This window comes from Streptomyces sp. CC208A (assembly GCF_030010625.1).
Classification (GTDB): domain Bacteria; phylum Actinomycetota; class Actinomycetes; order Streptomycetales; family Streptomycetaceae; genus Streptomyces.
In genome coordinates this window covers 46,028-58,032 of sequence record NZ_JASCXN010000030.1, presented here as the reverse complement: position 1 = coordinate 58,032, position 12,005 = coordinate 46,028, and the positions used below count along the sequence as shown (strand labels likewise).

Here is a 12,005-nt window from a genome sequence, read left to right as displayed (position 1 = left end):
CTATCCCTTCGGGAGGGTGCCGCAGAACTCGGCCTCGACGATCGCCTGGGTGTCGCCGGTCCAGTCGGCGTTGAGGTTGGCGGCGAGGGTGTGGCGGCCGTCGCGGGTGGTGTACGCCTCCGAGCCCGAGCCGTGGATGCCGCCGCCGTGGCCCCAGACCTCCTTGCCGCAGCTCAGCTTCTGCTTCATCAGGCCGAGTCCGTAGCCGTAGTCGGGGTATTCGGGCGAGACCTCCACGGTGGCGGTCAGTTCGCGCATCTCGGCCCTGGGGAGGAGCCGGCCCTTGAGGAGGGCCCGGTAGAAGGTCTGGAGGTCGCGGGAGTCGGAGATCATCTCGCCGGCCGCGGCGGCCAGGGAGGGGTTGAGCTCGCTGACGTCGTGGACGGGTGCGTCCTGCTCGGCGGAGAGCTTGGAGTAGGCGGGGGAGCTGGGCGTCGGCATGGTCGGGTCGGTGCCGGGGACGCTGGTGGCGCGGAGCTTGAGGGGCTTGACGATCCGGTTCTCGACGGCCTTGCCGTAGGGGCGTCCGGTGACCTTCTCGATCACCATGCCGGCGAGCACGAAGTTGGTGTTGGAGTAGTTCCAGCCGGTGCCGGGGGCGAAGTCGGGGGCGTGGGTCATGGCGATGCCGACGAGGTCGCCCGGGGCCCAGGTGTCGTAGCGGTGCTCCAGGAAGCCGGGGCCGAAGGCCTTCTGCTGGAAGTCGGGGTCGGCGGTGTAGCTGTAGATGCCGCTGGTGTGGTTGAGGAGCTGCCGGACGGTGATCTTCCGGCCGTCGTGGCCGTGGCCGCGGACGACGCCGGGGAGCCACTTCTCGACCGGGTCGTCGAGGTCGATCCGGCCCTCGGCCTGGAGCTGGAGGAGGACGGTGGCGACGAAGGTCTTGGTGATGGAGCCGACGCGGAAGCGGTCGTCGCCGCCGCGCTCGCCGGCGGTGCCGGTCCAGGAGCGGCCGTCGACCCGGGCCTGGGCGACGGCGCCGGGGACGCCGGCGTCGACGGCGGCCTGAAGGGCGGCCTGGGTGGCCGTGTGGGTCTTGCGGTCGGCCTTGGCGGGGGCGGCGGGGGTCGCGGCGAGGGCGGGGGCGGCGAGCGCGGTGACGGTGAGTCCCGCGGCGAGGGCAGCGGCGACGACGGTACGGGCGGTGCGTGCGGTGGTCATGTGGGTCCCCTGTGTGCCTGATGTGTACTGCGGTCGGCGGGGAGGACCACGGGCCGGGGAGGGAGGGTTGAGCGGGGTCGTACCGGTTGAGCGTTTTTCAGCCGTTCGCCGGAGCGGCCGGGTTCGGGGTCGGAGCCAGGAGGCGGGGTGGCGGCGGGCGGTGCGGCGTCACGGGGTGGCCGGATTGGCCGGGGAGTACTCGGGCGCGGACCAGCGCAGGGGGCTGGCGGCCGGGGTCTCGACGACGCTGTCGACCCGGAAGCGGACGAACCGCTCCTCCGAGTGGTATGCCGTTTCCGCCCGGCCGCTGAGCTGGAGGGTCGTGCCGTTCTCCCAGTCCAGGAAGAGGAGACCGGCCCGGTCGTCGGTCACCAGGTTCCCGAGCGTGAGGAACATCGCGTTGCCCGGGTAGTCCCGCCAGAGTAGTTCGCGGGGGTTCTCGGCGCGGACGAAGCCGGGGTTGCCGCCGCGGTGGCTGGCGTCGACGCCGTCCGGTCCCGTGGTGGCGACGAAGAAGGTGTCGGCCGCCCGGACGGCGGCCAGCTGGGCCTCGGTGAGGGCCTCGCCCCGGCGGGCGGGCGAGGGGTGCGGGCCGGCGGGCTCGGAGCCGTACAGCTCGCGCTTCTGGAGGTACTTCGGGCAGTTGGCGAAGACCTGCTCGGCCTCGATCAGCAGGCCGCGGGCGCTGGGGCGGGCGGTGCCGTTGAGGCGCATGCGGCGGCGGGTGCGGGGGTCGAGGGCGATCGTGCCGACGGGGGTGCCGTCGGCGAGGGCACCGGCGAGCGGGTCGCCGGGCCCGGGCCCGCCCGCGACCGAGACCGTGTCGGGTCCGGTGGCGCGGGCGAAGCCGGGCTCGCCCGTGAGCAGGCTCGCCCAGACGCGCCCGTCCGGGGCCGCCGCCCCGAGGACCAGCATGGGCTGGGCCTCCAGGAAGGCGGCGGCGACGGGACGGATGCCGGGGCGGATGCTGGGGGCGATGTGGGCGGCGGCCTGCTGGACGCCGAGCCTCTCCTGGACGGCGAGCGAGCCGTGGTGGTACGCGGTCGTCATGGCGGGCCTCCGGATAGGTGCGGGCGCCGAGGCGCCCCGGACGGTCGTGTTCCGAGCGGTTAGAAGAACCCGCAGGTCGGGGCCGCGGCGACGGGGGCCGGGGCTTCTTCGGCACCCTTGGGGACGGAGATCTCCAGGCGGGTGCCGTCGGGGTCGTGGAAGAAGATGCCGCCGGAGGCCGCGCCCTCGCCGTGGGCGACGACGCCGTCGTAGGCGAAGGTGACGCCCCGCTCCTTCAGGACGGTCTCGGCCTCGCGGACCTTCTCGATGGACTCGGCCTCGAAGGCCAGGTGGTGCAGGCCGGCCAGGCCCGCGTCGTAACCGCCCTCGGCCTGCTGCCAGAGGGTCAGGGTGAGGCGGCCGTCCTGGCCGAGGAAGGCGTAGCGCCGGCCGTCGGCGTCGCCCGCGCCGATCACTTCGAACCCGAGGACGTCTCCGTAGAAGGAGAGCGAGCGGTCCAGGTCGGTGACGTTGATGCCGATGTGCGCCGTGTTCAGCGTGCCGATCGCGGACATGAGGGTCCCCTCGTCGTCGGTCGCCCCCTTCGGGCTAACCGCTTAACTCGACTTTAGAGGTTAGAAGCCTTCGGACGCAACCCGTCACGTACGCTTAAGGGGTTAGATCGCCCGGGGGATCGAGGAGGACGCCCGCCATGACCGCCACCGACCCGCGGCCGCTGACCGGCGAGCCGGTCTCCCTGGACCTGCTCAACACCCACTGGATGGAGGAGGGCGAGCGCCAGGACCTCCTCGCCGGCACCGAGGGGCTCGCGATCTGGCTCGCGGCCAACGGGCTCGACGGGCGCTTCGCCGCCGACGAGGCCACGCTCCGCCACACCCGTACCGCCCGGGAGGCCCTGAAGGGTCTGGTCGACCGGCCCGGCGACCCGGACGCGATCGCGCGGGTCGACGCCGTCCTGGAACACGGCCGGATCCGCGCGGTGCTCACCGCCGAAGGTCCCGGCGAGCGGGCCGAGTTCGCCGATCCGTCGTGGGGGCCGGCCTGGACCGCCGCCCGCGACTACCTGGACCTGCTGCGCACCGCCCCGGACCGGATCAGGATCTGCGCGCACGAGGCGTGCATCCTGCACTTCTTCGACACCTCGCGGAACGGCACCCGGCGCTGGCACTCGATGGCGACGTGCGGCAACCGGGCCAAGGCGTCCCGGCATTACGCGCGCACCAAGGACCAGTAGCCCTCGCCCCCTGGCGAAGCCCCCGTCGAATCGCCCCCGTTGAGGGCGATTCGTCGCGTGTGGCGTATGAGACGCGGTGGCGGATGTACGCCATCGGCGCAACCCGCCCGCCGGGAACTCTCCACAAAGCCCTGTCACTTGCGAAAGGCTGAGCGGTCATCCGGTACCGAAATCCGGACCCTCTTCTTTCACAAACAGGGATGTAAATGACCACCCCCGAAACCCAGAGCTCCATACCCGGGCGCTCGACCGGGACCGGACGAGCGGCCCGGATCGCCGCCGCCGCCGGCCTGGTGACCGCGCTCGTCGCGGCCGGTGCCGCTCCGGTCCTCGCCGCCGACGACCCGGCGACGACTCCCCCGGTGAAGACCGCGGAGCCCGCCGACAAGCTCGGCGCCACCGACGCCCAGCGCCTCGCCGAGGCCGAGGCGAGCGGCGAGAAGAACGTCACCGTCCTGATCGCCACCGCGCCCGGCGCGACCGAGCAGGTCGCCGGCCAGCTCGACGCCGTCCCCGGCGGCTCGGTGGGCCACCGCAACGACGAGCTCGGCTACGTCCGCGCGACCCTGCCGACCGGCAAGGCCAAAGCGGCGATCAAGGCCGCCACCAAGCTCTCCTCCGTCCAGTCGGTCGACCTCCAGGCCGAGATCATGCTGGACGACCCGACCCCCGCTGCGGACACCGCGGCCGGCGCCGTCGAGGGCACCACGGTCAGCCGGACCTACCCGGCGCCGTCGAAGTACACCCCGGCGAAGAACCCGTACAACCCGTCCCACGAGACGGGCGCGGTCGAGTTCGTCGAGGACCACCCGCGCGCCGACGGCCGCGGCGTGACCATCGGCATTCTCGACTCGGGTGTCGACCTGGCCCACCCGGCCCTCCAGAAGACCACCACCGGCGAGCGCAAGATCGTCGACTGGGTGACCGCCACCGACCCCATCACCGAGGGCGACCGCACCTGGCGCGCCCAGGTCACCGAGGTCACCGGCCCGGTGTTCACGGGTGCGGGCCAGAGCTGGAAGGCTCCCGAGGGCTCGTTCCGGTTCAGCCAGTTCGCCGAGTCCGTCACCGAGGGCGGCGACCCCAAGGGCGACATCAACCGGGACGGCGACACCACCGACGTCTTCGGCATGCTGTACGACCCCGCCGCCGGCACCGTCCGGGTCGACACCGACCAGAACGGCGACTTCACGGACAACGAGCCGATGAAGCCGTACAAGGACGGGTACCAGATCGGCTACTTCGGTACCGACGACCCGGCCACCGAGGTCGCCGAGCGCACCCCGTTCGTCGTGGAGATCCGCAAGGACGTCCCGATGGACCCGTACGGCGGCCCTTGGGTCGGCCAGAAGCGCGACTTCGTCAACATCGGTCTCGTCGAGTCCTCGCACGGCACCCACGTCGCCGGCATCACCGCCGCCAAGGGCCTCTTCGGCGGCCGGATGAACGGCGCCGCGCCCGGCGCGAAGATCGTCTCCTCGCGCGCGTGCACCTGGACCGGCGGCTGCACCAACACCGCCCTCACCGAGGGCATGGTCGACCTCGTCGTCAACCGCGGCGTCGACATCGTCAACATGTCGATCGGCGGTCTGCCCGCGCTGAACGACGGCGACAACGTCCGCGCCCGCCTCTACACCCGTCTCATCGACGAGTACGGCGTGCAGCTGGTGATCTCGGCCGGCAACTCCGGTCCCGGCACCAACACGATCGGCGACCCCAGCCTGGCCGACAAGGTCGTCTCGGTCGGCGCCGGCGTCTCCAAGGCGACCTGGGCCGCCAACTACGGCTCCGCCGTCGAGAAGAAGTACGCCATGTTCCCGTTCTCCTCGCGCGGCCCGCGTGAGGACGGCGGCTTCACCCCGACCGTCACCGGCCCGGGCGCGGCCGTGAACACCATCCCGACCTGGCAGGCCGGCGCCGGCGTCGCCGAGTCCGGCTACACGCTCCCCGCCGGCTACGGCATGCTCAACGGCACCTCGATGTCGTCCCCGCAGGTCGCGGGCGCGAGCGCGCTGCTGCTCTCCGCCGCCAAGCAGCGCGGCATCGAGCTCTCCCCGCTGACCCTGCGTACCGCGCTCACCTCGACCGCGAAGCGGATCCCGGGTGTCGGGGCCCACGAGCAGGGCGCCGGTCTCGTCGACGTCGTCGAGGCCTGGGAGTCGATCAGGGACGGGGCCACCGCCCACTCCTACAAGGTCGAGGCCCCGGTCGACACCGTGATCTTCCCGGCCCCGCGCACCGGCACCGGCGTGTACGACCGCGAGGGCGGCCTCAAGGTCGGCCAGAAGAAGGTCTACGACGTCACCATCACCCGTACCAGCGGCCCGAACCGGACCCTCTGGCACGAGCTCGACCTCAAGTACAACGACGGCACGTTCCGGATCCTCGGGAGCGACTGGGTCGCCCTGCCGCTGAACAAGCCGGTCACCGTCAAGCTCCAGGCCCAGCCGCGCACCGCCGGTGTGCACAGCGTGATCCTGGAGGCCGACGACTGGTTCACCGAGGGCGTCGACAAGCAGATCATGTCGACGGTCGTCGCCGCGAGCGACCTGACCGCGCCCGGCTACACCTTCTCCGCCTCCGGCTCGGTCCAGCGCAACAGCACGAAGTCGTACTTCGTGACCGTGCCGAAGGGCGCGACCTCCCTGGAGGTGGCGATCGGCGGCCTGAAGGAGAAGAGCCAGACCCGGTTCATCGCCATCCACCCGTACGGCGTCCCGGTCGACTCGACCTCGACCATCAACTGCTACCCGCACTACAACCCGGCGAACACCTGCCGCCCGGACCTGCGTTCCTACACCAACCCGCAGCCGGGCGTGTGGGAGATCGAGGTCGAGTCGCGCCGCACCTCGCCGGACCTGGACAACCCGTACAAGCTGGACGTCGCCGTCCTCGGCGCCTCCTTCGACCCGGCCGTGCAGACGGTCGCCGAGGCGAAGACCGGCACCCCGGCCCCGGTCGAGTGGACCGTCACCAACGGCTTCGCCGGCATCGACGGCAAGCTGAAGGGCGGCTCGCTGGGCTCGGCCAAGACCGATACCCCGACCATCCAGCACCACGAGACGCAGACCAGGACCGTCACCGTCGGTGAGGGCGTCGAGCGGCTCGACGTCGTGATCGGCAACACCTCCGACAAGGCCGCCGACCTCGACCTGACCGTGCTCCTCGACGGTGTCCGGGTCGGCCAGTCGGCCGACGGCGACTCGGAGGAGAGCGTTTCACTCGTCAAGCCGAAGGCGGGCACCTACACCGTCGTCATCGAGGGCTACGCGGTCCACGCCGAGGGCGGCACGACCTACGACTACAAGGACGTGTACTACTCGGCGGCGCTCGGCACCGTGAAGGTCGACGAGGCGAAGACCCACCCGCTGGCCCACGGCGCGAGCACCAAGGTCGCGGCCGAGGTCGTCGTCGCCGGTCCGGCCCCCGAGGGACGCCAGTTCTTCGGCCAGGTCCAGCTGCTCAACGCCCGCGGCACCGTCGCGGGCACCGGCAGCGTCCTGATCGGCTCCGTCACCCCGTAACACCCGCGGTACGAGAAAGGGGCGGGCGCCGGAACCGGCGTCCGCCCCTTTCTCGTCCCGATCCCCGGACAAAGGATTGGACAAAGCGTCACGGGTGATACGCATCATGGAACGCAGCACCCTGCACAAACGTACGGAGGAGTCCCCGTGAAGGTCGGAATCGTCGGAGCCACCGGTCAGGTCGGCACAGTCATGCGCAAGATCCTGGCCGAGCGGAACTTCCCGGTCGACGAGCTGCGGCTCTTCGCCTCCGCCCGGTCCGCGGGCACGGTCGTGGACGGCGTCACCGTCGAGGACGCCTCGACCGCCGACTACACCGGCCTGGACATCGTGCTCTTCTCCGCCGGCGGCGCCACCTCCAGGGCCCTCGCCGAGAAGGTCGCCTCCCAGGGCGCCGTCGTGATCGACAACTCCTCCGCCTGGCGCCGCGACCCCGAGGTCCCGCTCGTCGTCTCCGAGGTCAACCCGCACGCGGTCAAGGACCGCCCCAAGGGGATCATCGCCAACCCGAACTGCACCACGATGGCCGCCATGCCGGTCCTCAAGCCGCTGCACCAGGAGGCCGGCCTCACCGCGCTGATCGCCACCACCTACCAGGCCGTCTCCGGCTCGGGCGTGGCCGGTGTCGCCGAGCTGGACGGCCAGGTCAAGGCCGTCGCCGAGCGCGCCACCGAGCTGACCCACGACGGTGAGGCCGTGGCCTTCCCCGAGCCCGGCGTCTACCGCCGTCCGATCGCCTTCAACGTGCTGCCGCTGGCCGGCTCGATCGTCGACGACGGCACCCACGAGACCGACGAGGAGCAGAAGCTCCGCAACGAGTCCCGCAAGATCCTGGAGATCCCGGACCTCAAGGTCTCCGGCACCTGTGTCCGCGTCCCGGTCTTCTCCGGCCACTCCCTCCAGGTGAACGCCCGCTTCGAGCGTCCGATCAGCGTCGAGCGCGCCTACGAGCTGCTGAAGGACGCCGAGGGCGTCGAGCTGTCCGAGATCCCGACCCCGCTCCAGGCGGCCGGCAAGGACGCCTCGTACGTGGGCCGCATCCGCGTCGACGAGACCGTCGACAACGGCCTGGCGCTCTTCCTCTCCAACGACAACCTCCGCAAGGGCGCCGCGCTGAACGCGGTGCAGATCGCGGAGCTGGTGGCGGCCGAACTGCGGGGCTGACACCCGTACGCGCGAAGAACGGCGGCCGTCCCCCCGGATGGCCGCCGTTCTTCCGTGTTCGCCCTGGGAAATGCGCGATGCGCGGGCCGCGGGCCCCGTGGAAGGATGGCCCAAACGTCACGAAACCGAGGAGTTGACCGGGTGCCTGGGACGAACCTGACCCGTGAAGAGGCCCAGCAGCGGGCGAAGCTGCTGACCGTGGACGCGTACGAGGTCGACCTCGACCTCACCGGTGCGCAGGAGGGTGGGACCTACAAGTCGGTCACCCTCGTCCGCTTCGATTCCGCCGAGGCGGGCGCCGAGACCTTCATCGATCTCGTCGCCCCCGCCGTGCACGAGGTCGTGCTGAACGGGCACGCCCTCGACGTCGCCGCCGTCTTCCGCGACTCGCGGATCGCGCTGCCGCACCTGGCGCAGGGCCGCAACGAGCTGAAGGTCGTCGCGGACTGCGCGTACACCAACACCGGCGAGGGCCTGCACCGCTTCGTCGACCCGGTCGACGGCCAGGCGTACCTCTACACCCAGTTCGAGGTGCCGGACGCGCGCCGGGTCTTCGCCTCCTTCGAGCAGCCGGACCTGAAGGCCACCTTCCGGTTCACGGTGAAGGCGCCGGAGGGCTGGAGCGTGATCTCCAACTCGCCGACCCCGGAGCCGAAGGACGGGGTGTGGGCCTTCGAGCCGACCCCGCGGATCTCCACGTACATCACGGCCCTGATCGTCGGCCCGTACCACTCGGTGCACTCGACGTACGAGGGCCCCGACGGGCAGGTCGTGCCGCTGGGCATCTACTGCCGTCCGTCGCTGGCGGAGTTCCTGGACGCGGACCACATCTTCGACGTGACCCGGCAGGGCTTCGGCTGGTTCCAGGAGAAGTTCGCGTACGCCTACCCGTTCGCCAAGTACGACCAGCTGTTCGTGCCGGAGTTCAACGCGGGCGCGATGGAGAACGCGGGCGCGGTCACCATCCGCGACCAGTACGTCTTCCGCTCGAAGGTGACGGACGCGGCCTACGAGCGGCGCGCCGAGACCATCCTCCACGAGCTGGCCCACATGTGGTTCGGCGACCTCGTGACCATGGAGTGGTGGAACGACCTGTGGCTGAACGAGTCGTTCGCCACCTACACCTCGGTCGCCTGCCAGGCCGCCGTCGAGGGCACCCGCTGGCCGAACGCCTGGACCACCTTCGCCAACGCGGAGAAGACCTGGGCCTACCGCCAGGACCAGCTGCCGTCGACGCACCCGATCATGGCCGACATCAACGACCTGGAGGACGTGCTCGTCAACTTCGACGGGATCACGTACGCCAAGGGCGCCTCGGTCCTCAAGCAGCTCGTCGCCTACGTCGGCCAGGACGAGTTCTTCAAGGGCGTGCAGGCGTACTTCCAGCGTCACGCCTTCGGCAACACCCGTCTGAGCGACCTCCTCGGCGCCCTTGAGGAGACCTCGGGCCGCGACCTGAAGACCTGGTCGAAGGCGTGGCTGGAGACGGCCGGCATCAACATCCTGCGCCCGGAGATCGAGACCGACGAGAACGGCTCGATCACCTCCTTCGCGGTGCGCCAGGAGGCCCCGGCGCTGCCCGCCGGCGCCAAGGGCGAGGCCGTGCTGCGTCCGCACCGGATCGCGATCGGCTTCTACGACCTGGACGCCACCGGCAGGCTTGTCCGCACCGAGCGCCTGGAGCTGGACGTCGAGGCGGCCGGGCGGACCGAGGTGCCGGCGCTGGTCGGCAAGTCCCGCCCGGCGGTCGTCCTCCTGAACGACGACGACCTGTCGTACGCGAAGGTCCGCCTCGACGAGGTGTCGCTGCGGAACGTGACGGCGCACCTGGGCGACTTCGCCGAGTCGCTGCCGCGGGCGCTGTGCTGGGCCTCGGCCTGGGACATGACCCGGGACGGCGAGCTGGCCACCCGCGACTACCTGGACCTCGTGCTGTCGGGCATCGCCAAGGAGTCGGACATCGGCGTGGTGCAGTCGCTCCAGGGCCAGGTGAAGGCGGCTCTTGAGCTGTACGCGGCGCCGGAGTGGCGGGACACGGGGCTGACCCGCTGGACCGAGGCGGCGCTCGACCACCTCAGGGCGGCCGAGCCGGGCAGCGACCACCAGCTGGCGTGGGCGCGGGCCTTCGCCGCGACCGCGCGGACGCGGGAGCAGCTCGACCTGCTCGCCGCGCTCCTGGACGGCCGGGAGACGATCGAGGGCCTGGCCGTCGACGCCGAGCTGCGCTGGGCGTTCGTGCAGCGGCTCGCCGCGACCGGCGTCTACGACGAGCCGGAGATCGCGGCCGAGCTGGAGCGGGACCGCACCGCCGCCGGTGAGCGGCACGCGGCGACGGCCCGGGCGGCGCGTCCGACCGAGGCGGCGAAGGCGGAGGCCTGGGCGTCGGTCGTCGAGGACGACAAGCTGGCCAACGCGGTGCAGGAGGCGGTGATCGGCGGCTTCGTCCAGGCCGACCAGCGCGCGCTGCTCGCCCCGTACACCGAGAAGTACTTCGCGTCGATCAAGGGCATCTCGGAGACCCGCAGCCACGAGATCGTCCAGCAGATCGTGGTCGGTCTCTACCCGACGCTCCAGGTCTCGCAGGAGACGCTGGACGCGACGGACGCGTGGATCGCGGCGAACGACCCGGTGCCGGCGCTGCGGCGCCTGGTGACGGAGTCGCGCGCGGGCGTCGAGCGGGCCCTGAAGGCCCAGGCGGCGGACGCGGCGGCGGCCAGGTAAGGCCCTGCGTGCGGAGAAGGGGCGCCCTCCCCCGTGAGGGCGCCCCTTCTCCTGTCCCCGGGCACTTACCGACTGGCGCTGTCGAAGCGGGCGCGCAGGTCGGCGGCACCCTCCTCGGTGAGGGAGCCGTGCAGGCGCATGCGGGCGACGCCGCCGTCGGGGAAGGCGTCGAGGCGGACGTGGGTGACGACCGCCGGGGCGGGCAGCGGGAAGCGGTGAAGGGTGTCGGGCTGGAGGCGGGTGCGCGGGAGGATCTCGAACCACTCGCCCGTCTCGCCGTCGCGGCCCTGGAGGGCGATCCAGCCGGCCGCGTTGCCCTTGAGGTAGGCGGTGTCGATCTCGACGGCGCGGACGGCGCCCTGGGCGGGGAGGCGGAAGCGGACCCAGTCGTGGGTGCCGCGGACGCGGCGGCGGCGGGTCTCCCAGCCGTCGTCCATCTTGCGGGAGGTGCCGGGCAGGATGATCTGCGTCGGCGAGGAGTAGAACCGGTCGGAGGCGTCCTCGTACGTCCCGCCGTTGAGGACGGAGAGCAGGTCGACCGTGCCGAGGAGGTCCAGCCAGGCGGGGTCGGGCAGCACCTCGCCGTGGACGCGGAAGCGGGCGACGCCGCCGTCCGGGTGCTGGCAGAGGCGTACGTGGGTCCAGCGGCGGTCGCTGTCGACGGTGAAGCCGTTGGCGGCGTGGCCGCGGACGGGGGTGGGCGGGACGAGCTCCTCCCACTCGGCGGCGAGGAGTTCCCCGGGGCCGGGGCTGCCCTCGACGGCGGTGGCCTGGACGCTGATCCTCTGCGGGTAGTTGCCGCGGAAGTGGGCGGTGTCGACGATCAGGCCCCTGATGACGCCGGGGGCGCCGAGGCGGACGATCGCCCAGTCGTGGTCCTCGGGCGCGGGGAAGGGGTCGTCCCCGTCGGTGCCGCGGCGGCGGCGGGTCTCCCAGCCGTCCATGATCTTGCCCTTGTGGCCGAAGCGCTCCGGGTCGAAGACGGCCCGCTCGCGGACGAGGAGGTTCTCGCGCTCGGCGAAGAACTCGTCGTTGGCGGCGACGACACCGGCGCCGAGGCGGCGGTCGGCGAGGTCGACGAGCTCGGTGAAGGGGAAGTCGCCGGTGCGGTAGTCGGCGTACGGGTCGCCTCCGGCGTAGGGGGCGGCGTCGTTGGCGTGCGGGTCCTGGGTGTCCTCGAAAGTGGTCAT

The 12,005-nt window shown here is 71.8% G+C and carries 8 protein-coding genes; 4 read left to right on the top strand and 4 right to left on the bottom strand.

Annotated features, from left to right (window positions below):
- The 3 genes from QK442_RS27510 to QK442_RS27500 form a co-directional block, all read right to left on the bottom strand.
- Complete coding sequence (locus QK442_RS27510; protein WP_282696773.1) at nt 1-1,161, bottom strand: serine hydrolase domain-containing protein; 1,161 nt, start codon at nt 1,159-1,161, stop codon at nt 1-3.
- A gap of 168 nt (nt 1,162-1,329) precedes the next feature.
- Nucleotides 1,330-2,211 carry a pyridoxamine 5'-phosphate oxidase family protein gene (locus tag QK442_RS27505; protein WP_282696772.1) on the bottom strand — a complete coding sequence of 294 codons (882 nt, stop codon included), beginning with the start codon at nt 2,209-2,211 and terminating at the stop codon, nt 1,330-1,332.
- Nucleotides 2,212-2,270: 59 nt separating this feature from the next.
- Nucleotides 2,271-2,726, bottom strand: coding sequence for a VOC family protein (locus tag QK442_RS27500; RefSeq protein ID WP_282696771.1), 456 nt, complete (start codon nt 2,724-2,726; stop codon nt 2,271-2,273).
- Nucleotides 2,727-2,863: 137 nt separating this feature from the next.
- Between QK442_RS27500 and QK442_RS27495 the strand changes: the two genes are divergently transcribed.
- From QK442_RS27495 to pepN, 4 genes are all read left to right on the top strand, one after another.
- A complete protein-coding gene (locus tag QK442_RS27495; RefSeq protein ID WP_282696770.1) occupies nt 2,864-3,406 on the top strand; it encodes a CGNR zinc finger domain-containing protein in 543 nt (180 codons plus the stop codon).
- A gap of 206 nt (nt 3,407-3,612) precedes the next feature.
- A complete protein-coding gene (locus QK442_RS27490; RefSeq protein ID WP_282696769.1) occupies nt 3,613-6,930 on the top strand; it encodes a S8 family serine peptidase in 3,318 nt (1,105 codons plus the stop codon).
- 147 nt (nt 6,931-7,077) lie between these two features.
- Nucleotides 7,078-8,094, top strand: coding sequence for an aspartate-semialdehyde dehydrogenase (locus tag QK442_RS27485; protein ID WP_282696768.1), 1,017 nt, complete (start codon nt 7,078-7,080; stop codon nt 8,092-8,094).
- Between the two features lie 141 nt (nt 8,095-8,235).
- Nucleotides 8,236-10,815, top strand: coding sequence for an aminopeptidase N (gene pepN / locus QK442_RS27480; protein WP_282696767.1), 2,580 nt, complete (start codon nt 8,236-8,238; stop codon nt 10,813-10,815).
- A gap of 65 nt (nt 10,816-10,880) precedes the next feature.
- On the opposite strand, the gene alc is transcribed toward pepN, so the two are convergent.
- Complete coding sequence (gene alc / locus QK442_RS27475) at nt 10,881-12,005, bottom strand: allantoicase (protein WP_282696766.1); 1,125 nt, start codon at nt 12,003-12,005, stop codon at nt 10,881-10,883.